Source organism: Kribbella sp. NPDC051718 (assembly GCF_040681515.1).
Classification (GTDB): domain Bacteria; phylum Actinomycetota; class Actinomycetes; order Propionibacteriales; family Kribbellaceae; genus Kribbella.
Map to the genome: position 1 here is coordinate 169,313 of NZ_JBFAYZ010000001.1, position 24,068 is coordinate 193,380.

Annotated in this window: 21 protein-coding genes; 4 read left to right on the forward strand and 17 right to left on the reverse strand. The window is 68.7% G+C overall.

Annotated elements, in window-relative coordinates; translation table 11 throughout:
• Window positions 1-4: 4 nt before the first annotated feature.
• The 12 genes from AB0M15_RS00820 to AB0M15_RS00875 all read right to left on the reverse strand — a co-directional run bounded on the left by AB0M15_RS00820 (window position 5) and on the right by AB0M15_RS00875 (window position 13,327).
• Window positions 5-2,284, reverse strand: coding sequence for an aminotransferase class III-fold pyridoxal phosphate-dependent enzyme (locus AB0M15_RS00820; RefSeq protein WP_363812548.1), 2,280 nt, complete (start codon window positions 2,282-2,284; stop codon window positions 5-7).
• 8 nt (window positions 2,285-2,292) lie between these two features.
• Window positions 2,293-2,910 carry an MBL fold metallo-hydrolase gene (locus tag AB0M15_RS00825; protein ID WP_363812550.1) on the reverse strand — a complete coding sequence of 206 codons (618 nt, stop codon included), beginning with the start codon at window positions 2,908-2,910 and terminating at the stop codon, window positions 2,293-2,295.
• Between the two features lie 70 nt (window positions 2,911-2,980).
• A complete protein-coding gene (locus AB0M15_RS00830) occupies window positions 2,981-4,330 on the reverse strand; it encodes a metallopeptidase TldD-related protein (RefSeq protein ID WP_363812552.1) in 1,350 nt (449 codons plus the stop codon).
• Window positions 4,327-5,778: a TldD/PmbA family protein gene (locus AB0M15_RS00835; protein WP_363814536.1), complete on the reverse strand. Its 1,452-nt coding sequence runs from the start codon at window positions 5,776-5,778 to the stop codon at window positions 4,327-4,329. The genes AB0M15_RS00830 and AB0M15_RS00835 overlap by 4 nt, the downstream gene beginning before the upstream one ends.
• 208 nt (window positions 5,779-5,986) lie before the next feature.
• Window positions 5,987-6,205: a hypothetical protein gene (locus AB0M15_RS00840; RefSeq protein WP_363812554.1), complete on the reverse strand. Its 219-nt coding sequence runs from the start codon at window positions 6,203-6,205 to the stop codon at window positions 5,987-5,989.
• Window positions 6,202-6,996 carry a hypothetical protein gene (locus tag AB0M15_RS00845; RefSeq protein WP_363812556.1) on the reverse strand — a complete coding sequence of 265 codons (795 nt, stop codon included), beginning with the start codon at window positions 6,994-6,996 and terminating at the stop codon, window positions 6,202-6,204. Before AB0M15_RS00845 ends, AB0M15_RS00840 begins: the two co-directional genes overlap by 4 nt.
• Window positions 6,997-7,171: 175 nt before the next feature.
• The gene (locus AB0M15_RS00850; protein ID WP_363812558.1) at window positions 7,172-8,152 is read right to left on the reverse strand and encodes a threonine/serine dehydratase; all 981 of its coding nucleotides are present in this window, start codon (window positions 8,150-8,152) and stop codon (window positions 7,172-7,174) included.
• Between the two features lie 10 nt (window positions 8,153-8,162).
• The gene (locus tag AB0M15_RS00855; protein ID WP_363812560.1) at window positions 8,163-8,972 is read right to left on the reverse strand and encodes an ABC transporter ATP-binding protein; all 810 of its coding nucleotides are present in this window, start codon (window positions 8,970-8,972) and stop codon (window positions 8,163-8,165) included.
• A gap of 10 nt (window positions 8,973-8,982) precedes the next feature.
• Window positions 8,983-10,011 (reverse strand): iron ABC transporter permease, encoded by a 1,029-nt coding sequence (locus AB0M15_RS00860; RefSeq protein ID WP_363812562.1) that lies wholly within the window; start codon window positions 10,009-10,011, stop codon window positions 8,983-8,985.
• On the reverse strand, window positions 10,008-11,069 hold the full coding sequence (locus tag AB0M15_RS00865) for an iron ABC transporter permease (RefSeq protein ID WP_363812563.1): 1,062 nt from the start codon (window positions 11,067-11,069) through the stop codon (window positions 10,008-10,010). Before AB0M15_RS00865 ends, AB0M15_RS00860 begins: the two co-directional genes overlap by 4 nt.
• Before the next feature lies 1 nt (window position 11,070).
• Complete coding sequence (locus AB0M15_RS00870) at window positions 11,071-12,093, reverse strand: Fe(3+) dicitrate ABC transporter substrate-binding protein (RefSeq protein WP_363812565.1); 1,023 nt, start codon at window positions 12,091-12,093, stop codon at window positions 11,071-11,073.
• A 46-nt stretch (window positions 12,094-12,139) separates the two neighbouring features.
• Entirely contained in the window at window positions 12,140-13,327 is a 1,188-nt protein-coding gene (locus AB0M15_RS00875; protein WP_363812567.1) for a C45 family peptidase, read from the reverse strand.
• Window positions 13,328-13,498: 171 nt separating this feature from the next.
• Here AB0M15_RS00875 and AB0M15_RS00880 point away from each other — a divergent pair, with 171 nt between their 5' ends.
• Complete coding sequence (locus AB0M15_RS00880; protein ID WP_363812569.1) at window positions 13,499-14,431, forward strand: MurR/RpiR family transcriptional regulator; 933 nt, start codon at window positions 13,499-13,501, stop codon at window positions 14,429-14,431.
• A gap of 9 nt (window positions 14,432-14,440) precedes the next feature.
• On the opposite strand, the gene AB0M15_RS00885 is transcribed toward AB0M15_RS00880, so the two are convergent.
• From AB0M15_RS00885 to AB0M15_RS00895, 3 genes are read right to left on the reverse strand one after another with little or no spacing between them, the layout of a single operon-like run.
• Window positions 14,441-15,025: a Chromate resistance protein ChrB gene (locus AB0M15_RS00885; RefSeq protein ID WP_363812571.1), complete on the reverse strand. Its 585-nt coding sequence runs from the start codon at window positions 15,023-15,025 to the stop codon at window positions 14,441-14,443.
• A 25-nt stretch (window positions 15,026-15,050) separates the two neighbouring features.
• Complete coding sequence (locus tag AB0M15_RS00890) at window positions 15,051-16,901, reverse strand: FAD-binding protein (protein ID WP_363812573.1); 1,851 nt, start codon at window positions 16,899-16,901, stop codon at window positions 15,051-15,053.
• On the reverse strand, window positions 16,898-17,617 hold the full coding sequence (locus AB0M15_RS00895) for a VIT1/CCC1 transporter family protein (protein WP_363812575.1): 720 nt from the start codon (window positions 17,615-17,617) through the stop codon (window positions 16,898-16,900). The genes AB0M15_RS00890 and AB0M15_RS00895 overlap by 4 nt, the downstream gene beginning before the upstream one ends.
• A 145-nt stretch (window positions 17,618-17,762) precedes the next feature.
• On the opposite strand from AB0M15_RS00895, the gene AB0M15_RS00900 reads away from it, so the two are divergent.
• On the forward strand, window positions 17,763-18,635 hold the full coding sequence (locus AB0M15_RS00900; RefSeq protein ID WP_363812577.1) for an LLM class flavin-dependent oxidoreductase: 873 nt from the start codon (window positions 17,763-17,765) through the stop codon (window positions 18,633-18,635).
• Here the strand turns inward: AB0M15_RS00900 and AB0M15_RS00905 are convergent, their stop codons facing one another.
• Window positions 18,636-21,074, reverse strand: coding sequence for an aconitate hydratase (locus AB0M15_RS00905; protein WP_363812578.1), 2,439 nt, complete (start codon window positions 21,072-21,074; stop codon window positions 18,636-18,638).
• A complete protein-coding gene (locus AB0M15_RS00910; protein WP_363812580.1) occupies window positions 21,071-22,162 on the reverse strand; it encodes an isocitrate/isopropylmalate family dehydrogenase in 1,092 nt (363 codons plus the stop codon). The genes AB0M15_RS00905 and AB0M15_RS00910 overlap by 4 nt, the downstream gene beginning before the upstream one ends.
• A gap of 171 nt (window positions 22,163-22,333) precedes the next feature.
• Between AB0M15_RS00910 and AB0M15_RS00915 the strand changes: the two genes are divergently transcribed.
• Together AB0M15_RS00915 and AB0M15_RS00920 are read left to right on the forward strand one after the other, a co-directional pair.
• Complete coding sequence (locus AB0M15_RS00915; RefSeq protein WP_363812582.1) at window positions 22,334-23,008, forward strand: GntR family transcriptional regulator; 675 nt, start codon at window positions 22,334-22,336, stop codon at window positions 23,006-23,008.
• Window positions 23,009-23,014: 6 nt separating this feature from the next.
• Window positions 23,015-24,016, forward strand: a complete 1,002-nt coding sequence (locus AB0M15_RS00920) for a GDSL-type esterase/lipase family protein (protein WP_363812584.1) — start codon at window positions 23,015-23,017, stop codon at window positions 24,014-24,016.
• Window positions 24,017-24,068 lie beyond the last annotated feature (52 nt).

A 24,068-nucleotide genomic window follows, 5' to 3' on the forward strand; every position in this document is an offset into this window, starting at 1 on the left:
CTGGTCAGGCTAGTGCAGTCCGCTCAAATGCCTCCAGGAAGTATTCGATGTGCTCTGGCTCCCAGATCAGCGGCGGACGGATCTTCAGTACGTCGCCGCCCGGGCCGGTGGTGCCGACCAGTACGCCGTTCTCGCGGAGGCGCTCGGCCACCGCGGACGCAGTACCGGGCCGGCTGGACAGGTCGACGCCGATCATCAGGCCTTGGCCGCGGACCTCGACACCAGCGGGGACCAGCGCTTCGAGGCCGGCCCTCAGCTCAGCGCCTATCGCACCGGACCGTGCGACCAGGCCGGTCTGCTCGATCACGTCGAGCACGGTCAGCGCTGCGACACAGGAGACTGGGTTGCCGGCGAAGGTACTGAAGAACTCGTCGATCGCCGTGAACCGGTCGGCGATCTCGCGCCGGGTGATCAGGGCAGCGATCGGGTGCCCGTTGCCCATCGGCTTGCCGAGCGTGACGAAGTCCGGGGTGAGCCCGAAATCGCTGAACCGCCACAGGTTCCGCCCACCCCGCCCGAAGCCCGCCTGGACCTCGTCGGCCAGGAACAGTCCACCGGCGGCCCGGGCTTCGTCCTGCAGTCCTTGCATGAAGCTGTCGGCCGGCGTGAGAATGCCGGCGCTGCTGAACACGCTGTCGACCGCTACCAAGGCAAGGTCGTTTCCCGTTGCCTGCAAGGCCGATCGCGCCGCCCGCACCCGGTCCGCGGCCACCCCGGACTCCTCTTGTCCCCTGGGCGCTTCGAAGACCTCGACATGCGACGGGCGAGCGGACGGCGGATAAGTGTTGGTCGACCAGGCCGCGGTCGCCTCGCTCACCCCGTGGTACGCGAGATCGGCCACGACGGCGCCGGACCTCGCAGTGAAGACCTTCGCCATCCGCCAGGCCAGATCGTTGGCCTCACTGCCGGAGTTGACGAAGACACAGGTGTCCAGGCCGTCCGGCATCGACGCGGTCAACCGCTCGGCCAGCTCGATCGCGTTCGGATGGAGGTAGCGCGAGTTGAGGTTCAGCACAGCGGCCTGCCGTGAGATCGCCTGTACTACGGCCGGATGCGCGTGTCCGACCACCGGAACGTTGTTGTAGGCATCGAGATACCGGCGGCCGTCGGCCGTGTGCACCCACGGCCCTGCAGCCCGGACCACCTGCAACGGCTCGCGATAGAACACCGGCGACAACCGGCCGCCCAACGCCGTACTCCGTCGCTGCGCGAGCGACGCATCAGGCCTTTGCGCCGAGCGCACCCTCGACGTCCCACACAACCGATGGAACCGGGCCGCCAGATCCTCGGGCGGCAAGCCCGACCACTGGTCGAGTACCTGCCAACTGCCCGCCACCAGGCTCGTCAGGTACTCCTCGTTGTCCGGATAGAGCGGTGCCCGCCAAGCCGACATGAGCACGCTCGCCGCACAGCGGGCCAGCACCAGTTCGCCGATCAGGTCGACCTCGCCGGGCTCCAACGGAAGCAGCCGCTGGTAGCCGTCGAGGAACCGGCCCGCGGCCGGCCACGGGTCGGCGGACTCGCGCAGCAGTGAGGTGAGGCTGATCGCGAGATCGGCGACCCGGGCGGTGTGGTGCATGTCGCCGAAGTCGATCACGCCCGAGATTCCCTCGCCGTCGAGCAGGACATTGCTCAACGTGACGTCACCGTGCAGCACGAAAGCCGGCAGCTTCCTGGTCGCGTCCCGCAGCCCTTCGAAGCGGTCCAGCAACTTGTCCAGCGGCGCCCGCCTCGCTTCGTCGGAGATCGCCTGGGCGTACGGCCGGAGGGAACCGACCAGCCGTGGATCCCAGTCCAGGTGCCGATCCGCGGCCGGGTGGGTGAACCCCTGCATCGCCTGCGTCAACCGGGCGCACACCGTCCCGAACTCGCCCGCGAACCAGTCCGGCAGGACCGCGAGATCGCCGACGGCACCGGGCATCACGGTCATCACCCGGACCTGGTGCACCCGCCCGTCGGACGCCGTCAGGAGCACTTCCGGCGTACCGTCGACGGCCTCGACGATCCGCGGGATGGGCAGCTCCGGATCGACGGCGGCGACGTGCCGCATCGCCGCGCTCTCCATCTGGATCTGCGCCGGGTCGTCGCCCGAGTTCGACACCTTCACGATCAGCCGCCGCCCAGCGTCGACCAACGCAAGGAAGTTCAGGTCCCGCTCGCTCCGTAGCAGCTCCAGCTCGGCCGCGATCCCGTACCGCTCTCGCAGCAACTCCACCACCGCGGCCGCCCCGACCACCGGCGGCTCCTCGACCAGGCTGGACGTCTGCCCCACACTCTGCTCCATGATGCCTCTCAGTTCTGGGTGATCCGGAACGGCCGGTCGTGACCTGGATAGACCATCCCGGCCAGGCTCACAACCCGCCCGATGGACTCCTCGGCCCGAGCGGGGTCCGAGCTGCGGCCCAGAGGTTGCCGGGAGACCAGCACGCCTGCCGAGGGGACCGCGTCGCCGGTCAACACAGCAGAGTCCTGCTCGACCACCAGACCGATCGATCCAGGGGTGTGCCCCGGCAGCTCGATCACCGCCACGCCAGGCAACACCTCGTCGGCCTCGACCACCTCACCGATCTCGAGCCCATCGAGTACACCCGCGGCCCAGCGCGGCGTACCGAGGTCTTCCGGTGCGGGGTTTCGCAGGTAGCGCAGTTCGGCCGGATGCAGGAGCACCCGGCCGAACAGGTCCGCGTTCTGCAGATGATCCCAATGGCCGTGCGAGAGCACCACTGCGTCGATATCCGCCGGCGACAGGCCCCGCTCGGACAGAGCTGTCAGCAATGCTCGGCGGCGTCCGACGTGACCACAGTCGAAGAGCACCCGCCCAGCCGGGGTTTCGATCAGGTAGACCGCGCAGAACGCCGGATTCCCCTGATCTGTCGGCATCAGGTAGCCGTTGAGCAGCGCAGTGATCATCTGACCTCGTCGGAGTGGAGCAGCAGGGCCCCGCGTGGTTTATGAGCACGCGCCGCGAGGCCCTGCTGGTTCAGGGGAGTACCAACGGTCCGGCTTCGATCAGCAAGGACGGGACGACGATGCTGTCCATGAAGGTCTGGTCGCAGCGCTCGCGCACCGAGCCGACACCGAGCACCGCGTTCAATACGTCGTCCATCCGGAAGGTGAAGCGCACCTGCGGGTGCCAAGCGACGAGCTTGCCGTCCTCCGCCCAGTACGTGGCGTCGCGCGTCGTCCCGGTGACCAGGGTCTCCTTGGGGTGCAGGGCCCGCAGGTAGTCGAGCCGGTTCACCACCAGGCCGCTGCCGCACTCGGCCAGCAGTTCGTCCTCGGTGGATTCACCAGCCGCCAGCAACAGGTGCGACGGGACCGGGTCACCGCCGAACCGCCAGCCATCCGGTACTGCGTGCCCGGTCGGCACACCGCCCGTCAGCCCAGCCCGGCGCCGGTCGGATACCAGACCGGTGAGCACACCCTGGTCGATCAACGTGGTCCTGCGCCGAACGTTGCCTTCAGCATCGAACCCGCTGGGCAGCCCGTCGGTGTCGCCGCCGTCGTCGACCAGGGTGACCAACTCGCTCGCGACCTTCTCGCCGAGCCGGCCGGACACCGTGGATCGGCCGGTGGCGTAGGCGTTCGCACCCAGCGCCACATAGCCGTAGGTCGCGATCAGGCTGTTGACGGCCTGCGGTTTCAGCAGCACCCGGCAGGTACCGTGATGCGCCTCCCCCATCGGCAACGGCGTCAGCGCCTCCCGCAACCTGACCGGGATCTCGTCGATCGGGATCTGGTCCGCGTCCCGGTGCAGCAGCTTGACGCTCGCCGACCGCCCGTCCTGCTTGGCGATCGCCTGGATCGAGGCCTTCGTCAACGTCTCGGACCGGATCAGGCCGCTGGAGTCGGCGACCACCCGGTCCATCACCTCGTACCGGATCGCACCACCGAGCTTGGCGTCGGCCGGCAGCCCGTCCCGCACGGTCTCGAACCACTGATGCCGCACCCCCGGGTCCGACTCGAGGATCGTCGGACAGACCGGAACAACCGGCTGCGGTAGCGCCTCGTGTCCAACGGCGCTCCCTTCCGGTTCGAAGGCGGTTCCCTCCGTCGGCCCGGCTGAGCTCGGAAGCTCTGCGAGGGCGGCGCCCAGGCGATCGGCGAGTACGCGGACCTCGGCGGGGTCGAGCGTTTCGAGCGAGCCGGCCACTGCCCGGCCGTCGCGGTTGATGCGCACCCGGACGCGGAGTCTGCGTTCGCTGTGCTGGGCGGTGATCTCGGACTCGGCGTACCGGAGCAGGTCGGTGTTCTCGCCGAGGATGTCGAGCCGCGTTCCGGCGCCGAGGATCTCCAGCGCCTGCCCGACCTGGGCCTGATCGATGCTCATCGTCCCACCTGTACTTCCTGGAAACGGCCGGGAACGGTGCCGTGCCCGACGTGGGCCACCTGCAACGGTTCCCCCTTGTTGCAGGACGGGACGCCGTGCAGCTTCCACTCGTCCTGTCCGCCGAGCGCGTCGAGTCCCGCCCAGAACTGCGGCGTGACCCCTTGGTATGTGCAGTTCTTCAGCAGCCTTCCAACCTTGCCGTCGCGGATCTCCCAGCCGACCTCGGTCTGGAACCGGAACGACATCCGCTGGTCGTCGATCGAGAACCCGCGGTTGGTGTCGACCAGGATGCCGCGCTTGGTCCCGGCGATCATCTCGGCCAGCGAGGACTCGCCCGGCTCGAGGCAGATGTTGGTCATCCGCACCAGCGGCTGGCGCTGCCAGCCGTCCGCCCGGGAGGCGCCCGTCGGCTCGTCGCCCAGTGTCGCGGCGGACTCGCGGCCGGACATGTAGCCCAGGAAGATACCGTCCTTCACCAGCTGGGTGCGCTGCGCCGGTACGCCCTCGTCGTCGTACTTGTAGGAGCCCAGTCCGCCCGGGATCGTCGCGTCCGCGTACGCCGAGACGATCGGCGAGCCCCAGCGGAAGTTACCCCGGCGCTCCGGGGTGGCGTAGGTGCCACCCGCGAGGCTCGCCTCGGTACCAAGAGCCCGGTCGGCCTCCATCGGATGCCCGGCGCACTCGTGCAGCACCATCGCCAATTGGTTGCTCCCAGCAACGAGCGTGGTGATCTCGTCCGGGCACTGCGGCGCGGTCAGCAGCGCGACCGCCTCCGAGGCGACCCGGGCCGCGTTCTCCGGCAGGCCGAGCGACAGCACGTGCTCGAAGCCGGCCGTGGCGAAGTCGCCGCGCTGGCCGCGGATCTGGCGCGGCACACCTTGCGGGAAGGAGCGGCGCTGGACGTCGTCGCCGTCGCCGGCGTTCACCATCAGGCCGCCACCGCTCTCGGTCAGGGTCTGCTCGATCAGCGCGCCCTCGGTGTTGGCGAAGACCTTCTCGTCGCGGTAGAAGTCCATCGACGCCTCGATCTGCTGGACCAGCGGACCGGCGGTGGCCGCCTCCTTGACGGTGGCCTGCAACAGGTCGAGCTTGGTGGACAGCGCGACCGTGAACGGGTCGACCTCCATCGGCGACGACCAGGAGTCGTGCGTCGTGATCGGCCGGCCGAGCGCCACGTGCCCGCCGCCGCCGGCGGCGCGAGCCTGGCCGACGGCCTGGGCGATGACACCGTCGAGACCGTGCGCGTCGAGCTGGTGGGTCGCGGCGAAGCCCCAGTGGCCGCCGATCACCACCCGCAGTCCCAGCCCGAGCGAGTCGTCGTAGTTCACCTCGCCCGGACCTTCGAGCTCGACCAGTACCTGCTCATGGGTCCGCCGGACCACCCGGACATCGCCGTACTGGACGTCGGCGGGGAGCAGGGCGAGAACGGTTTCGGCGGTATCTCGCATCACCGGGACCTCCTGGAACGGCGGGAGTCAGTCACGTCTGGGTCCTCCGAATCGTGGGATGAGCGCCTCGGTTTTGACTGTAGCAGATACTACGAGATTTCTGAACAGCGTTGTATTCGCTACAACAAGGAGGACCCCAACGCCGATCGGCCCCGCCCCCTGGACATCAGGGACAGGGCCGATCGTCAACAGGAGCAGGCGAAAGCGGCTACCGCCGCTTCGGGCGGACGTCGATGGCGAGGCTGATCGCGAACGCGACCACGATCACCGCCCCGCCGAGCAGCGCCAGCACGCCGTCACCGAGCACGTCGGCCTTCATCGCCGCGAACAGGACGGCCAGCGACGTCACGACGGCGACCGCGATCTTCCAGTCGTCACCGATGATGAAGTCGTACCAGAACGCGCCGAAACCCTTCAGGAACTTCACTTCTCCACCTCCACGCTGATGCCACCGGGGGTGGCGACGGCAGCCGGCGTCCGCAGGGCCGCGACGAAGATCCGGCTGAGCACGAACCAGGCCGCCAGCAGGGCCAGGATGATCAGGTCGTGACCGGGCCAGTTCAAGCTCTCCCGGCCGTCCCGGAAGATGCCGATGCCCTCGACGGCCCAGTAGGTGCCGAACGACGCGAGCAGCAAGCCCACGCCGTACTTGAGCAGGTTCTCGTTGATCATCGACAGCGGCTTGCGGGCCGCGATCGCGATGATCAGCACGATCACCACCGCGGCCACCGCACCGGCGCTGGCGGCCGGCACGTTGTCGGCGTTCAGGCCGAAGGTGATGACGATGAAGACGACCTCCATGCCCTCCAGGAAGACGCCCTTGAAGGAGACCATGAACGAGAACATGTCCAGGCCACCGGTCGGTTCTCCGGCTGCCTTCGCGGCCGCCACTTCTTCCTTGTAGATCGCCGCCTCGTCGTGCACGGCCTTGCGCCCCGACGATCGCAGGATCGCCTTGCGCAGCCATTGCAGCCCGAAGATCAGCAGCAGGCCGCCGATCGCCAGTTGCAGCGCCGACTCCGGCAGCCAGGTGGCCAGCGCGTAGCCGGCGAACAACGTCACCACCGCCAGCGCTCCGAGCGCCGCCAGCGTGCCGACGATGGCTGACTTCCAGCTCCGGGTGAAGCCCATCGCCATCACGATCGTGGTGGCTTCCACCATCTCCACGAAACACGCGACGAACGTCGCGATCACGAGCCCCCACGTTGCCGCGTCCATCTCTCACTTCCCTCGGTAGATTGCAGCATCTGTTTCACGCAACAGTAGTTACGCTGTTCTCATGATGTCAATGCGTCACTCGGTTTTCCCCTTGTGCCGAAGCAACTTCCGGGCATGGCGAAACGCCCGGAGAGCCCCAGGGGCAGGGAATCTCCGGGCGCCGCCGGTACCGGGGTCAGGCCAGCGCGGCCGCCAGCGTGCCGGCCGAGATGTTGCCGCCGCACGACACGATCGCGACCCGCTGTCCTTCCAGCTCGGTACGCCGGGCCCGCGCGGCGGCGAACGCCATCGCGGCCGAGCCTTCGATCAACTGGTGCTCGGTGTCGATCACCATCCGCAACGCGGCGCTGATCGCGTCCTCGCTGACCAGGATCCAGTCGTCGACCAGCCGCCGGCACAGGTCGAACGTGATACTGCCCGGCTCGACGCTGCCCGCGGTCCCGTCGGACAACGTGTCCTGGCCGTCGACCAGGGTGATCTCGCCCGCCTCGACCGACACCGCCATCGCCGCGTCCCGCACCGGCGAGGCGCCGTACACCTTCACGTCCGGCAGGTGTTTCTTGAGCACCGCCGCGATCCCACTGACCAGGCCGCCGCCGCCGACCGCGACCACGATCGCGTCGAGCTTCTCGCCGGCCAGCTGTTCGAGGATCTCCACCCCGACCGTGCCCTGGCCGGCGACCACGTCCGGGTCGTTGTACGGCGGCACATAGGTCAGGTCGTGCTCGGCGGCGTACGCCCGTGCCTTCGGCTCCAGTACGCCGGAGTCCGTCCCCTCGGCGCGGATCTCCAGGCCGTACCGGCGCAAGGCCGCGACCTTGCTGGGTGACGCGTTCTCCGGCAGGTAGACGATGCCGCGGCCACCGAGCGTCGCCAGCGCGTTGCCGACGCCGAGGCCGTGGTTGCCCGTCGACGCCGTCACCACGCCACGCTCGCGCTGGTCGTCGGTCAGGGTCAGGATCTTCGCCATCGAGCCGCGGGCCTTGAACGAGCCGGTGCGCTGCTCGTGCTCACACTTGACCAGTACCTGCGCGCCGAGCTCGTCGCTGAACGCCCCGAACGACCGCAGCGGCGTCAGTGGCAGGTGCCGGCGGAGCTTCGGCGCGACCTGCTCCGAGCGGCTCGCGATCTCGGCGGGTGTGGGTCCTTCAGTCATTCAGCTCTCCCTATCCGGTCGCCACCGCGAGATGGGCCCGGAGGCCGGCTCGCAGTGGGATGCACATCGGTTTGCCACTGACAGGATGCGGGACGACCTTCGACTCGACCCCGAAGACGTCCCGGATGATGTCGCAGGTGAACACTTCCTCGGGCGTGCCCTGGGTGACCAGCGCGCCGGACTTCATCACGAAGACGTGGTCGGCGTACTCGGCGGCCATGTTGAAGTCGTGCAGCACCATCGCGACCGTCTTGCCCTGCTCTTTGTTGAGCTGGTGCAGAAGATCGAGCACCTCCAACTGGTAGGCCACGTCCAGGTAGGTGGTGGGCTCGTCGAGGAGGATCAGGTCAGTGCCCTGGGCGAGGCAGAGCGCGATCCAGACTCGTTGCCGCTGGCCACCGGACAGCTGATCGACGTGTTGGTGCCGAATCGCCGCGGTACTGGTCACAGTCATGGCCCATTCGACCGCTTCCCGGTCGGCCTCGCTGGGTACCTTCAGCGACGTCCGGTGCGGATGGCGACCGAACCAGACCAGGTCCTCCACCGAGATCGACTCCGGCGCGGTCAACACCTGCGGCAGGATCGCCAGCAGCCGCGCCACCTCCTTGGTCGAGGTGTCATGGATCGACTTACCGTCCAAGATCACGCTGCCCTTGGCCGGCGGCAGCAACCGCGCCAGGGCTCGCAGCGCGGTGCTCTTGCCGCAGCCGTTCGGCCCGATCAGCACACTGACCTTGCCGTCGGGAATGGTCAGCGTCAGGTCGTCGGCGATGACGGTCTTGTCATAGGCCAGTTGAACGCCTTGTGCCTGCAAACGCATGGCGGATCTCCTACTTTCCGGTCTTCACGAGCAGGTACAGGAAGTACGGACCACCGACGACGGCTGTCACCAGGCCGGCGGGGATCTCGAGTGGCGGCGCGAGGCCGCGGCCGAGCATGTCGGCGACCAGCATCAGCAGTACGCCGAACAAGGCGGCCGCCGGGATGGAAGCCAGATGCTTGCCACCGAAGACCCGACGCGCCATATGCGGCGCGATCAGACCGACGAAGCCGATCGTGCCCGACACCGCGACGGCTGCGGCGGCCAGCGCGACGGCGAAGAACAACAGCATCCGGCGGGTCCGCTCAACAGGTTCACCCAGCCCAGCGGCCAGATCGTCACCCAGCCCGAGAACGTCCAGCTTGCGGGCCCACACGATGATCAGCGGGACCAGCACCAACACCCACGGAAGAATCTCGAACACCGATGACATCGACCGGCCGAACAAACTGCCCGTCAGCCAAATCAGTGCAGCGCTCACATCCAACGGGTTGCGGACCAGCAAGAACCGGATCCCCGCCTCGAAGGCCGCACTGACAGCGATACCGACCAACGCGATCCGCACCGGCGTCGCACCCCGGCGGTAGGCCAGCAGATAGACCAGGCCGGCGGCGACCAGGCCACCCACGAAGGCTGCCGGCACGATCGCGACCACCGGCAGAGCGGGAATCGCCAACAGCAGCAACATTCCGGCGAAACCGGAACCCTTCGTGACACCGATGATGTCCGGCGCAGCCAGCGGGTTGCGGATCACCCCTTGCATCACCGCACCGGAAACGGCCAGCGCGGTACCGACCAACCAGCACAACAAAACCCGCGGCAACTGGAAGTCGATCACGATCTGCGAGGCCTGGTTCGACGTGTCGCCGGTCAACGCCCGCAGTACGTCGCCCAGCGACACCTCGGTCGCGCCGACGCTGAGGCTGTAGAGACTCAAGGCCACCGCGACGACTCCGAGCGAGCCCATCAGGATCGCGGGATGCCGGCGGGCCAGCGAAGTACGGCGGATCTGCCGCGCGACGATCGCGGTACTCGTCATGAGGTCACCTTCTGTCGACGCGCGAGGTAGATGAAGATCGGTGCGCCGATGAGTGCCGTGACGACTCCGGCCGGCACCTCGAACGGCGGCTTGACGTAGCGCGACACGATGTCGGCGTAGAGCACGAGCGCCGCGCCACCCAGCGCGCACAGCGGCAGCAGTACGGCGTAGTTGGACCCGACCAGCCTGCGGATGATGTGCGGCACGATCAAGCCGATGAACGCGACCGGTCCGGCCACGGACACCGCCGCACCGCACAACACGATCACCAGTGCGGATCCGAGCAGCCGGGTCCGCTCGACGTTCTGGCCCAGCCCGCGGGCCATGTCGTCGCCGAGCGCCAACAGGTTCAACGAGCGGGCCATCGAGAACGCCCCGAGCAGACCGAGGATCAGCCAGGGCAGGAGGTTGCGGATGTCCGGCCAGACAGCGAAGTTGACGCCGCCCACCAGCCAGAACAACACGCTGTCGGTGGAGTTCTCGTCGAAGATGATCAGTACCTGCGTCAACGAGATCAACAGGCTGCTGGCTGTCACTCCGGCCAGCGCGAGCCGGACCGGACTGACCCTGCCGCGGCCCGAGCCAGCCAGCAACATCACCGAGACACCGGCCGCTGCCGCACCTCCGAAGGAGAGCAGGATCGTCGGCGCTCCCGACAGCGACGGAACGACGGTGACCGCCAGCACGACAACCAGGACCGCACCGGCGTTGACACCCATGATCTCGGGCGCCGCCAGCGGATTCGCCGCCACCGCCTGCATCAGCGCGCCGGCGACCGCCAGGGCGGCGCCGACGCAAAACGCCAGCACCACCCTCGGCAGCCGGATCGACTGGATGATCAGCTCTTCCGGTGTGTCGGCCTTGAAGATCGCCCCCGGCAAGTGAGCCAGCGAGATGTGCTGACTGCCGATCGAGAGGGCCCAGGCAACCCCCACCAGCAGGAGGAGCAGCAGCGCCAGCGTCACCCAGGTGACGCGCTGTTTGCTGGTGACGATCTTCGGCCGCTTGTGGACGGCCTCCTGACCGGCCCTGGGCACGGCTTCCGTGGAGAGCGACATGTCACTTCCCGTAGAGCAGTTCGATGGCTTGCTTGGCGACGACCTCGGCGGAGATCAGGCCGCGCGACCGCGACCAGCTGTCCGGATCGACGTCGAAGGTCCGGTTGTCCTTCACCGCGGGGACCTGTTTCCACAGTGGGCTCTTCTTCCACTGGTCGGTCAGCGTCGGGCCCGGGTTCGGGGCGATGAACATCACCTCGGGCTTGGTGGTGGTCAGCGTCTCGAGGGTGAGCGACACCGACGCGTCGCCGTTCTCGTCCGGCAGCGCGGTGCCGATCCCGACGGCGGCCAGTACGCCCGGGGTGTAGGCCTTCGGCGGGAAGCCGGTGAAGCCCTTCTCCGAGGCCCGGACGAACAGTGCCTTGCGCTCCTCACCGGCCGGCACCTTGGCCTTGAGTTCGGTCAGCAGCTTCACGTGCTCGGCCAGCCGGGTCTTCATCTCGTCGCACTTGTTCAACGCGATCGCCGACGACATCTCACTGTCCAGCACCTGCTGGTAATTGCCGTTCAGACTGGCGTAGGCGATCGTCGGCGCGATCTTGGACAGCTGGGCATAGATCGCCTTGTGCCGGCCGCTGTCGGCGATGATCAGATCCGGCTTCAACGACGTGATCACCTGGATGTTCGGCGTCGCCCGCAGCCCGACCGAGGTGTACTTGCCGACCTTCGCCCGGATCGGTTCGATGATCCGTTCGGGGTGGTCGTCGTCGGCGATACCGATCGGTGACAGGCCGACCGCGGCCATCGCGTCGACGAAGGAGTACTCCAGCGCCACCACCCGGACCGGGTTGCCGGTGATCGTCGTCGTACCGAGGTCGTGCTTGATCGTCCGGGTGGCCTTGCCGCACTGGTCCAGGTTGAGGTCGGGGCTGACGCCCTGGGCGGCGGCCGCGCGGTCTGCGTTCGGCGCCGCTCCGGTGGCCGGGGAGGACGATGAGCCGCCGCAGCCGGACAGGGCGACCGCGGCGGCGGTCAGGGTGAGAACGGCGACGGATCGCCGCAGTCTCTTGGCGGGGTGTGACATGGCATTCGCTCCTCGAGTCGAAGATGCCGAGCAGGGGATTCGGGGATCACCGGGCGGCGGCGAGGGACTGGGCCGCCGGGCCCGGGACGTACGGACGGTCCTCGGAACCAGGACCGTCGAAGAGATTCCAGGGGGCCAGCTGGTAGCTGTGGCGACAAGGCAGGCCCGGAGTGAGTCGATACGCGCCGGTGGTCAGATCGACCAGGCTGGACACGATCGTGGAGTAGCGGTCGAGCTCGTGCCGGCGCGGATCGACGTGCTGGCAGACGGCGTTGGGGTGGCCGAAGTGGTCGCTCATCGTGGTCCGCACGATGTCGTGGACCGCTTCCTCGCTGGTGCCGTCGACGCGGGTCCGGGACAGACCCTCCTCGACGCGCGGTGTCCGGTAGAGAGAGTCCAGCGAGAACGGCTTGTAGGAGTCTTCGATCTGTGGCGGGACGAACGACTGGAAGTGGTTGCCGTGTACCAGCAGACCGTCAGTCGGGTACATCCAGCCGTGCCGGCCGGGAGTGGTCTCGACATCGATGGCGAAACCGTCGGCGTGGGTGAGCAGAAGATTGCTGGACAGGCTTTGCCGGACGCCGAAGACTGCGGCCAGCGCGTCGTGCATGTCCCAGCTTTCGAGCACCTTGCGGCGCACGAAGGTTCCGGGAACCCCCAGTCCCGTTCCGAAGCCGGCGCCCAGTCCGTTGGCGTTCAGGGCGATCCCGGCCGAGTTCGCGCCGTGCCGGCCGACCTGGCCGGCCTCGACGTGACAGATGATGGTCGGCTTGCCGGGCTGCGCGATCCGCAGTACGACGACCGTGTCGGCGACGCCGTCCCACAGGTCCCAGTTCTGCCCGGCCCAGACGTGGCCGAGCGCGTTGGCCTGCTGGAGGATCGCGAACGACGTACAGCCTTCGTCGTCGGTACCGGGGTCGGCCGCCTTGAACGGGTTGCCCCGGGTGAGCTCGCCCCGGCTGTTCAGCGCGAGGATCTCCTCGAAGCTGTGGCCGGAACCCTCGGCGATGCCGCGCAGCTCTTCGACGATGTCCGGCAGGTAGCTGTCGATGACCGGCACCCAGGCCGGGGCCCGGTCGAGGATCTCCGGCCAGGGCAGGCCGGTCGCGCGGGCCACCGACTCGGCGTAGAAGGCGACCGAGCGGGCGATCGGCGCGCGGGCCGCTTCGCCGTACTGCCGGCCGCGTTCGCGCGGATCGGCGGCGGAGACGTCGATGGTGAGCAGCTCGGTCACGGATTCTCCTGGGTGGGGGCCGGATGACGGCGTTCGCTGGAAGAGCGGAGTTCGTTGTGTTTACTACGAATATTCATACGACGGTAGTGACCACTACAATGCCTGTCAACGGGTCCGGGCAATGACATGCTGTCCGTCATCGACCGGACGACAGCGAGCGAAGGAGCCGAGATGTCCCTTGCGGAAGCCAAACCGCCCACGCTGCAGGAACGCGTCGCCGCCCGGATCGGCACCTTGACCGCGACCGAGCGGCGGGTGGCCGAGTACCTGGCCGCGCATCCACAGGAAGCGGTCTTCTCGTCGGCCGAGGAACTCGGGCGAGCGACCGCGACCAGCGACGCGAGCGTCGTGCGGACCGCCAAGGCCCTCGGTTTCGACGGACTGCCCGGCCTGAAGCGTTCACTGCAGGGGCATCTGCAGAGCCTGCTGACGCCCGCGAACCGGCTGAGCAACAGCATCGAGTCCACCGGCAGCGAGCCCGGAGCCCTGCTCACCGCGACGCTGCGCGATCACATCGAGCGGCTGACCCAGGCCGAGCAGAGCATCGACACCGAAGAGTTCCGGCGCGCGGTGGAGCTGATCGGCGCCGCCCGCGAGACGGTGATCAGTGGTTTCGCCGGCCTGGAGGGCGTCTCGGAGTACATCGCCACCCACCTGGTACGGATCGGGCACCGGGCCCGGTCCGCGTCCGACACCGGTTACCGGCTGGCCGACCGGCTGCTGCTACTCGGTCCCGAGGACGTCGTGGTGATGCTCGCGCACAACCGGCTGGTCCGGGAGAGCCGGGTCATCCTGGATCACTGCACCGAGGTTGGCGTACCGGTGATCCTGGTGACCGACACGCTCGGCGAGGCGTTGCGCGACGAGGTCGAGGTGGTGCTGTCCGCGCCGATGAGCCGGCCCGGCACGTTCACCAGCCAGGCGACCGCACTGATCCTGCTGGAGGCGCTGACGATCGCCGTGGCTGCGCAGGAACGCGACCGGTCGCTCGGCACCACCGTCCGGATGAACCAGTTGCGCGAGGAACTGAACGGCTACGCGCGGGCCGACGAAGGTCAGCTGGTCCTGCCCAAGGCACAACGCAAGCCGCGCTCGAAGAAGTAGTCCCCGACCTCAGACCTTGCCTTCGGTGCGCTCGTACACGTCCGCCTCGAACTCCTCCAGCAGCCGTTCGCAGTCGGCCACCTTGGTCCGCGCCAGTTCCTTGCCCTCGGCATCCATCCAGTCCCGGCCCTCGACCTTGACCAGCCAGCGCCGCAGCTTCTCCAGGTCCTGGCGGATCTCCTCGGCCTCCTCGAAGGTGTAGTTCTCCCGGAACCGCTCGAACTCGATCTCCTTGACGAACTTGGTCTCGCACTCCTCGACGATCTCGGCGTACTCCTTCGCGGACTGGGTCCGGAAACCCTCCACGAACTGGTCGCGGACGTCCGCCTCGACATCGTTCAGGGTGAGGAAGACGCTCGAGCCGCCCAGCTCGGTCACCTTCTCCCGCACCTTCACCATGCCGGCCCGCAACTCTTCGCGGTCGGGCAGGACACAGACCGCCTGCTGGACGTAGAACCCACCGAGGCGCTTGAGCTCACGCCACACCGACACCCGCGCCCGGGAGGACTCGCTGGGGACCTTGTAGATCAGCAACAGCCAGCCATCGGCCGCGCTCTTGTTCCCAGCAGGTTCCTTGGTACGTCGGGTCGCCATGCCGGACAGGCTATCCGGCCTGCCCTCAGACGGTGGTGACATGGCGCTCCAGGTCCGGCAGTCCGGTGACGAGACCGAGTTGCTCGACCAAGTGGGGCATCACCTCCTGCCAGTCCGCGACAAGGCCGACGTCGCAGTGCGCGAAGATCGGCGCGGCCGGATCGGAGTTGACTGCGATGACCGTGCCCGCCCGGCTCGTGCCGACCAGGTGGTTCTGGTTGCCGGACAGGCCGACCGCGAGATAGATCCGCGGTGAGACGCTGCGTCCGGTGATGCCGACCTGACGGCCGTGCGGGAGCCAGCCCTGGTCGGTGACCTTGCGGGTCGCGGCCAGCTCGGCGCCCAGCAGGAGGCGTACCGGCTCCAGCTCGCCGTACTGCGTGGGGTCGACACCTCGGCCGACTCCGATGACGACGCGGGCCCGGTCGAGCGCGTCGCCTTCGCCACCGGTACGGCGGTCCGTGCGGCGGATCGCCGGATCGGGATCAACCGCGAGCACGGCGTGCGGAGGCTGCACCGGGAGGCGCGGGCTGCGCAGGGGAAGCAGCCCGGTCCTCAGAGTGGCGATCTGTGGAGACCCGTGGCTGACGATCTCGGCGAGCGTGCCACCGCCGGAAGGCTTGAGCCCGGTCAGCCTGGTGCCGTCGGCGGACAGGCTCACCAGGTCGGACATCAACCCGGCGCCGAAGGCGACACCGAGTCTCGCGAGCACCTCTCGGTCCCACGGCGCCGCGGCACCGAGCACAGCAAGAGGCGACCTGGCGGCCATCCATCGACCGAGGGCCGCGGCGGCCGGCCGGGGCTCGTCGCTGCTCAGCGTCAGCACCGCATCAGCGCCCCAGCCGGACAGCTCCCTCGCGTCTGCACAGTCGCCGGTTCTGACAGCGGTCACACTCGCGCCCGCTCCAGCCGCCAACACTGCAGCTTCGCCGAGCAAGGCGCGGACTCCCAGATCAGGACCGGGTCCGACCAGCACGACCACCTCGGGCAGCCTCACCGACTCGCTGGTTGCCGGTACCGGATCTTCGAAGTCTTGCCGAAGCTCCAGCTCGTCGAAGCAGCCTCGGGCCAGCAGCTCGGCGACGGCCCGGGCTGCTTGTACCTGCGGGGCGCCGCGGAAGATGACGGGATCACGCTTGAGCGCGATCGGCCGCACCCCGGCAACCTTGGTCGGGCTCCCCTGCAGTCCCCAACGCCCCGATGCAGAGCCTTCGGCGGTGGCTGCTTGCGAGTCGGGCTGGAGTAGATCGGTGGTACTGATCCGGCGGACGGCGGTTGCGGGAGGCCAGTTGTCGACCGGGGCTTTGCACGGGTCACAGGACCGTTCGGCGACGGCGACCACGGCGGGGAGCTCGACCTCCACCGACTCGGTCCAGTCGTCGTGCTGAACGGTCGCGCGCAGGAGAACACCCTCGGGCTCGACCTTCAGTACCGGGCCGATGTACGGGAGGCCGAGGAGCTCGGCGATCATCGCGCCGACCGCGCCGGTACTGCCGTCGACCGAGCTTGCTCCGACCAGGATGAGGTCGGGCCGGCCGTCCAGCGTGGCGGTCGCGGCAAGGGCTCGCGCGGTGATCAGGCAGTCCGAGCCGGCCAGTGCGGCGTCGCTCAACTGGACCGCCGAGTCCGCACCCCAGGCGAGTGCCTCGCGAAGTACGTCGACCGCTGCCGGCGGCCCCATCGTGACGACCGTACTGTGGCCACCCGACTCCGCCGCCAGGCGCACAGCCTGAGCTACGGCACGGCGGCACCACGGGTTCATTTCGGCGACGGCGCCGGATCGTTCGAGCCGGCCGTCGGCGTCGAGGCGACCGCTGTGCTCGCCTTTGGGGACCTGCTTCACCAGTGCGGTGACGCGCAGCGGGCGGCCGGTCATGACAGCCCTGTACCGACCAGGAGGCCGATCGCGTACGTCACGGCCGCAGACAGCCCGCCGAGCAGCAACTGCCGGCCACCGCCGTACCAGAACGGACGGGCGGTGATCTTGGCGACGATCCCGCCGGTGACGACCAGTCCGATCACGCTGAGCAGCAACGCCGGCAGCACACTCGAGGCGCCGAACAGGAACGGCAGCAACGGGACGACCGCGCCCAGCGCGAAGGCCGTGAACGACGACCCGGCGGCGACCCAGGGCGACGGCAGGTCGTTGGGGTCGACGCCCAGCTCCTCGCGGACGTGCACGTCGAGGGCGACCTCCGGGTCCGCGGTCAGTTCGCGGGCGACCTCGGCGGCCAGCTCGGGGCGCAGGCCCTTCGCCTCGTACATCATCGCCAGTTCCTTGAGCTCCTCCTCGGGGTGCTTGTGCAGCTCGCGCCGCTCGACCTCGATCTCGGCCTGCATCAGCTCGGTCTGCGAGGACACCGAGGTGAACTCGCCCGACGCCATCGAGCAGGCACCGGCGACCAGCCCGGCCAGGCCGGTCATGATCACCACCTTGCCGGTCGCGCCGCCGCCGACGACGCCGGCCACCAGCGCGAAGTTCGAGACCAGACCGTCCATCACGCCGAACGTGGCCGGGCGCAGCCAGCCGCCGGTCACGTCCCGGTGCGAGTGGTGCAGTTCGGAGGCGGTTTCCGCCAGCTCCGCAGTCATCTACAGATTCCTTTCGAGGGGTAGGTGAGCATAACCTCAGTTACCTTGCATCACCTGTTACAACAGCGTACTAGTTACTTTCCTGATTCGGCAACGTCTGTGCTGCCGGGACGAAACTGTCGGTGGGCGGTCCGACGATGGAGCGATGACCACTCGACTGCGACTTGGATTCGTGTTTCCCCCGTCGTTGCCGCCGGAGTCGATCCGGGCGGTCGCGACGGCGGTCGACGCCGCCGGACTGGACGACTTCTGGGTGTCGGAGGACTGCTTCAAGGAGAGCGCCGTGGCCGCTGCGGTGACCGCGCTGGCGGCCACCGAGCGGGTGCGGGTCGGGATCGGCCTGCTGCCGGTGCCGTTGCGCTCGGTCGTCCAAGCGGCGATGGAGTTCGCCACCATCGACCGGCTGTTCCCCGGGCGGTTCGTGGGCGGCATCGGGCACGGCGTCCAGGCCTGGATGGGGCAGGCCGGAGTACGGGCCGAGGCTCCACTCACCTTGCTGCGGGAGTTCGCCACGGCGTTGCGACGACTGCTGGATGGTGAGCAGGTCTCCGTGCCGGGGCGGTATGTGAACCTGGATGAGGTCGCACTGGCCTATCCCCCACTGCGACCGGCACCGCTGATGATCGGCGCCGCCGGACCTCGCTCGCTCGCCGCTGCCGGCGAACTGGGTACGGGCACCCTGCTCTCGCTCGGCCTCGACACCGCCGCGGTGAAGGAGTCGGCCGCGACAGTGCTGGCGGCTGCCGGAGAACGGCCTCATGAAGTGTTCGCCAGTCTGATTGCCGCGACCGGGCCGGATGCACGCGCCCGGGTCGATGCGGAGCTGGGCAACTACGGCATACCGGGTGGACCGGGCGTCGGCGCTGTGGGCGATGCCCGCGCCATCGCCGATCAGTTGCTGGAGCTGGCCGATGCCGGGGCGACCGGCCTGTCGATCCAGCCCTGCAGCGACGAACCGGATGTCGCCGCCTTCGCGCGCTTCCTGGGTGAGGAGGTCAGACCGTTGCTGCATGGCTGATCACTCCGCTGTCTCGGTGAGCCGCGTGAGCACGTAGGGCAGGACACCGCCGGCCCGGTAGTACTCGTGCTCGCGCGGGGTGTCGAGGCGGATGCGCAACCGGTACGACTTGCCGGCCGAGGTGACCGTCGCGAAGCCGTCGTCGCCGAGTTCGACGTCGATCGGGTTCTCGCCGGTGAGGTCGTCACCTTCGCCGGGAAGGAACTCGAGCGGCAGGATGCCCATCCCGACCAGGTTCGACCGATGGATCCGCTCGAAGGACTTCGCCAGTACGGCGCGGACGCCGAGCAGGGCCGGTCCTTTGGCGGCCCAGTCGCGAGACGAACCGGTGCCGTAGTTCTCGCCGGCCACGACCACTACCGGGACACCGTCGCGCTGGTACGCCATTGCGGCGTCGAAGATCGGCAGCAGCACGCCCTCCTTGCGGGTGACGCCGCCTTCGACGCCGTCGGCCAGCGCATTGCGAAGCCGGAGGTTGGCGAAGGCGCCACGCATCATCACCAGATGGTTGCCTCGCCGCGACGCATAGGTGTTCAGCTCGTCGACACCGAGGTCGCGCAGGTACCGGCCGGCGACGCTGTCGGCCGGGATCGCGCCGGCCGGGGAGAGGTGATCGGTCGTCACCGAGTCCCCCAGCCTGACCAGCGCCCGGGCGTTGTGGAGATCGCCGGGGGTTGCGGGCATTTCGAAGTACGGGGGCCGTCTGAGGTAGGTGGAGTCCTCTTCCCAGCTGAAGGTCGCACCGGTCGCGCCGTCACTGAGGTCGCGCCAGCGGTCGTCGCCCTCGAAGATCCTGTCGTACGCCGCGGTGAACATCTCCGGCCGCAAGGCCTCCCGGATGACCGCGTCGATCTCGCTCGGGCGCGGCCAGATGTCCTTCAAATAAACGGGTTCTCCGTCGGCGCCGATCCCCAGTGGTTCGGTGATCAGGTCGACGTCCATCCGGCCGGCGAGCGCGTAGGCGATCACCAGCGGCGGCGACGCGAGGTAGTTGGAGCGGACGTCGGGCTGGATCCGGCCCTCGAAGTTCCGGTTGCCGGACAGGACGGCTGCTACCGACAAGCCCTTGTCCCGAACGGTTCGCGCGACCTCGTCGATGAGCGCACCAGACGCGCCGATACATGTCATGCAGCCGAACCCGGCCAGGTGGAAACCCAGCTTCTCGAGGTACGGCGTCAGCCCCGCCTGGCCGAGATAGTCCATCACGACCCGCGACCCCGGCGACAAGGTCGTCTTCACCCACGGCCTGCTCAGCAGCCCCCGCTCGACCGCGGCCTTCGCGAGCAACCCGGCCGCCACCATCACCGCGGGGTTGGAGGTGTTGGTGCAGGAGGTGATCGCCGCGATCACCACAGCCCCGTCACTGAGTTCCACTCCGGTGGTACCGACCGTCTTCTTGACGTCGGCCAGGGCGATGCGTTGGTCGGGGCGGCTGGGGCCGGCGATCGAGGGGGTGACGGTGGTCAGGTCGAAGTCGACGTGTTCGTCGTACTGGATCGCCGCCGAGTCGTCGTGCCACAGGCCCTGGGCTTTGGCGTAGGTCTCGACCAGGGAGACCTGGGCGGCAGGACGGCCGGTGAAGGTCAGGTAGTCGAGAGTCTGGTCGTCGATCGGGAACCAGGCGGCGGTGGAGCCGAACTCGGGGCTCATGTTCGCGATGGTGGCGCGATCGGCGACCGGCAGATCCGTCAGGCCGGGGCCGTGGAACTCGACCAGTTTGCCGACCACACCGTGCGCTCGCAGGCGTTCGGTCAGCGTCAGGACCAGATCGGTGGCGGTGGCGCCGGCCGGGAGACCGCCAGTAAGGCGGAAGCCGACCACGGGCGGGATCATCATCGAGACCGACTGGCCGAGCATCGCCGCTTCCGCCTCGATGCCGCCGATGCCCCAGCCCAGGACGCCGAGGCCGTTCACCATCGTGGTGTGCGAATCCGTGCCCAGGCAGAGATCCGGGAACACCACGCCGTCGCGCTCCTCGACCACCCGGGCCAGGTATTCGAGGTTGACCTGGTGCATGATGCCCGAGCCCGGCGGCACCACCTTCAGCCCTTGGAACGCCTGCTGTCCCCAACGCAGGAAGCGGTAGCGCTCGGCGTTGCGGTGGTACTCCAGCTCCACGTTGCGGCGCAGCGCGTCCGGCCGGCCGAACACGTCGGCGATCACCGAGTGGTCGATCACCAACTCGGCCGGCACCAGCGGATCCACTGACCGCGGATCACCACCGGCCCGGACGACCGCATCCCGCATCGCGGCCAGATCGGCGAGCACCGGTACGCCGTTGGTGTCATGCAGGAACACCCGGGACGGATGCACCTCGATCTCGCCCGTGACGCCGGGCACCCAGGTCTGGAGTTCGCCGGTGTTGGTCCCGTGCCGGAGCCCGTTCTCCAACAGGATCCGCAGCGTGCGAGGCAGGTGGGCCGGCGCTGGATCGGTCATCGGCCGGCGGTGGCCGCAGCGGCGACTGCGGCGGCGAAGTCCGAGGTACCGGCTGTCCCGCCCAGGTCTGGGGTGCGGATCCCGGAGCGGATGGTGGTCGCCAGTGCGGCTTCGACCAGAGCGGCGGCTCGGTGGAGAGCAGGGTCGGCGTAGCGCGCGCCGAGCCAGCTGAGGAGCATGGCACCGGACCTGATGATGGCGGTCGGGTTGGCCAGGTTCTGACCGGCGATGTCAGGGGCCGAGCCGTGGGCAGCCTGGGCCATCGCGCGGGTACGGGAGGCGTTGAGCGAGCCTGCGATGCCGAGTGAGCCGGCCAGTTCGCCGGCCAGGTCGGACAGGATGTCGCCGAACATGTTCTCGGTGACGATCACGTCGAACGAAGCAGCCCGGCGGACGAGATGGGCCGTCATCGCGTCGATGTGGAAGTCGTCCAGCTCGACGTCCGGGTACTCCGCGCCGATCTCCCGGCAGATGTCGAGGAAGAAGCCGGTCGTCGTCCGCAGCACGTTCGCCTTGTGGACGACGGTCAGGTGCCGGCTCCGGCCGCGGGCCAGCTCGAAAGCCTCCCGGGCGATCCGCTCGATCGCGGGCCGGGTGAAGATCCCCATCGCGATCGCCACGTCCGCCGTCGGCATGAACTCGCCGGTCCCCCGATAGGTACTGCGGTCCGCGTAGAACCCTTCGGTGTTCTCCCGGACGATCACCAGATCGATCCCCGGCGTCATGGCCTCGACACCCTCGAACGCCTTCGCCGGCCGGATGTTGGCGAACAGCTCGAAGTGCTTGCGCAGCAACCCGCTCGGGTTCAGTCGCGCCCGGTGCTCCGGCGGGTACGACGCGCTGTCGTGCGGCCCGAGCAGCCAGCCGTCCAGCTCCTCGAGTGTCTCCAGTGCGGCCGGCGGCAGGGCATCGCCGTGGCTCTCGATCGCGGCGGCGCCGACCGGCAGGGGCACCCAGTCGATCGGTTTGGCGCCGGCTGCCGCCACGGCAGCGTCCAGCACCTCGACGGCGGCGGGCACGATCTCCGGCCCGATGCCGTCGCCGAGCAGGACGCCGAGGCGATGGGTCTGGGGGTCTTCGGTCGGCACGGGGTTCCTCTCGTCGGCGGTACGGCTTACTGTCCTTCGTTATAACCTGTGGCGTCAAGAGGTTGGTTGTAGTGAATATTTTGTTCTGTTGATGGGTTTTTGGTTATAAGCGTGGCCGCGCCTGGGCTTGCGATAGGTTATAGCCTCGTCGGCGGACGGGGAGGAGGACCGATGGACGACCCGAACGGCGCCCGCGCGACCAAGGCCGAGCTCGCGTACGGCCTGGTCCGCGAGCAGATCCTGCGCGGCGACCTCGCCCCGGGCTGCGTCATCCAGCAAGGTCAGCTCGCCCGCGACCTCGGCATCAGCACGACACCGTTGCGGGAAGCCCTGCGCCGGCTGATGAGCGACGGCCTGGTCGAACTGGACGCCCACCGAGACGCCCGGGTGCGCGCACTGACAGCGGAAGAGGCCCGCGACCTGGTCGAGCTGCGCCGTTCGCTCGACCCTCTCGCCGCCGGGCTCGCGGCCGAACGCCGGACCCGCGCGGACCTCGAGACCATCCGGGCCACCGCCGCCGAACTGACGCCGCTGCGCGGAGATCCGAAGGCCGAGGAGCTGGGCACGCATCGCCGGTTCCACCACGCGATCTACTCGGCGTCCCAGAACGATCTACTCGTCCAGACCCTCGACGGACTCTGGGACAAGGCGGACCGCTACCGGCGGCTCGCGCTCACGGTCGACCGCAGCCAGGCCGACCTCGACCGCACCCATGCTGAGCACCAGGCGCTGGTGGATGCGATCGCCGCCGGCGACGCCGAGACCGCCGCGGCCGTGATGCGCGACCACGTCGACGCCAGCCTCGGCGCCCGAGCGGCGACCCGGCTCGAGACCAGGACGAGGTGATACGCAATGGGATCTGAAGCACTCTGGACCGGCTACCGGCATCGGGTGGTCGACGCCGACGGCTGGCAGACCTTCTGGCGACTGGATCCACGCGAGCAGCCCTTCGAGCTCCACGACTGGCTCGGCCGCCCCGACCGCCCCGGCCACCGCCTCTGGCTACGCGCCGCAACGCCGGCCGGAGTACGGGCCTCCTGGCGTACGTCGGCAACCTCGGTAACCCTCGAGATCCGAAACACCCCGACCATCTACTCGGAGACCGCCCCCGTCGACTTCCTCATCAACGGCGAACTCCACCACCGCCACCTCGTGGACCTCGGCGAACAACAAATCACCGTGCCCCTACCCAGCGACCCGGCCGAGCTGGAGATCTGGCTCCCCCAGGCCGGCGCGATCGCCGTACGGGCCGTCTCCTTCACCGGCGAAGCGGTCCCCCTGCCACCAACCGGCCCCCGCTGGATCACCTACGGCAGCTCGATCACCCAATGCACCGGCGCCCACGGCCCCTCCGAAACCTGGCCCGCCCTGGTCGCCCGCCAACACGGCTGGGACCTCGTCTCCCTAGGCCTGGCCGGCGAATGCCACCTCGACCCCATCGCCGCCCGAACAATCCGAGACACCCCCGCCCGCCTGATCTCCCTCTGCCTGGGCATCAACATCTACGGCGGCGAAACCTTCAACGGCCGAACCCTCCCCGGCCAGGTAGAAGCCTTCCTCCACACCGTCCGAGACGGCCACCCCCACACCCCGATAGTCGTCATCACCCCGCTGGTAGCCCCCAACCTCGAAGGCAAACCCAACGCCGTAGGCCTAACCCTCGACGACATCCGGGCCTGCGTGTCCCTAGGCGCCCGAACCCTCAACGACCCCGACCTCCAGCTGATCGACGGCCGAACAATCCTCACCCCCGAAGAAGCCCGAACCCTGTATGCCGACGACGTCCACCCCAACCCCGACGGCTACCGCCTGATAGCAACCCGCCTGGCCCCACTCCTGACCCTCCCTCTCTAACTCCACTCGCGATGCACCACCCTGTGATGGCTGCTGACGGGGATAATGCGGG

Bases quoted from the DNA above. Each gene is read 5' to 3' on its own strand.
- AB0M15_RS00820 (WP_363812548.1), bottom strand. From the start codon at position 2,284: ATGGAGCAGAGTGTGGGGCAGACGTCCAGCCTGGTCGAGGAGCCGCCG.
- AB0M15_RS00825 (WP_363812550.1), bottom strand. From the start codon at position 2,910: ATGATCACTGCGCTGCTCAACGGCTACCTGATGCCGACAGATCAGGGG.
- AB0M15_RS00830 (WP_363812552.1), bottom strand. From the start codon at position 4,330: ATGAGCATCGATCAGGCCCAGGTCGGGCAGGCGCTGGAGATCCTCGGC.
- AB0M15_RS00835 (WP_363814536.1), bottom strand. From the start codon at position 5,778: ATGCGAGATACCGCCGAAACCGTTCTCGCCCTGCTCCCCGCCGACGTC.
- AB0M15_RS00845 (WP_363812556.1), bottom strand. From the start codon at position 6,996: ATGGACGCGGCAACGTGGGGGCTCGTGATCGCGACGTTCGTCGCGTGT.
- AB0M15_RS00850 (WP_363812558.1), bottom strand. From the start codon at position 8,152: ATGACTGAAGGACCCACACCCGCCGAGATCGCGAGCCGCTCGGAGCAG.
- AB0M15_RS00855 (WP_363812560.1), bottom strand. From the start codon at position 8,972: ATGCGTTTGCAGGCACAAGGCGTTCAACTGGCCTATGACAAGACCGTC.
- AB0M15_RS00860 (WP_363812562.1), bottom strand. From the start codon at position 10,011: ATGACGAGTACCGCGATCGTCGCGCGGCAGATCCGCCGTACTTCGCTG.
- AB0M15_RS00865 (WP_363812563.1), bottom strand. From the start codon at position 11,069: ATGTCGCTCTCCACGGAAGCCGTGCCCAGGGCCGGTCAGGAGGCCGTC.
- AB0M15_RS00870 (WP_363812565.1), bottom strand. From the start codon at position 12,093: ATGTCACACCCCGCCAAGAGACTGCGGCGATCCGTCGCCGTTCTCACC.
- AB0M15_RS00880 (WP_363812569.1), top strand. From the start codon at position 13,499: ATGTCCCTTGCGGAAGCCAAACCGCCCACGCTGCAGGAACGCGTCGCC.
- AB0M15_RS00885 (WP_363812571.1), bottom strand. From the start codon at position 15,025: ATGGCGACCCGACGTACCAAGGAACCTGCTGGGAACAAGAGCGCGGCC.
- AB0M15_RS00890 (WP_363812573.1), bottom strand. From the start codon at position 16,901: ATGACCGGCCGCCCGCTGCGCGTCACCGCACTGGTGAAGCAGGTCCCC.
- AB0M15_RS00895 (WP_363812575.1), bottom strand. From the start codon at position 17,617: ATGACTGCGGAGCTGGCGGAAACCGCCTCCGAACTGCACCACTCGCAC.
- AB0M15_RS00900 (WP_363812577.1), top strand. From the start codon at position 17,763: ATGACCACTCGACTGCGACTTGGATTCGTGTTTCCCCCGTCGTTGCCG.
- AB0M15_RS00905 (WP_363812578.1), bottom strand. From the start codon at position 21,074: ATGACCGATCCAGCGCCGGCCCACCTGCCTCGCACGCTGCGGATCCTG.
- AB0M15_RS00915 (WP_363812582.1), top strand. From the start codon at position 22,334: ATGGACGACCCGAACGGCGCCCGCGCGACCAAGGCCGAGCTCGCGTAC.
- AB0M15_RS00920 (WP_363812584.1), top strand. From the start codon at position 23,015: ATGGGATCTGAAGCACTCTGGACCGGCTACCGGCATCGGGTGGTCGAC.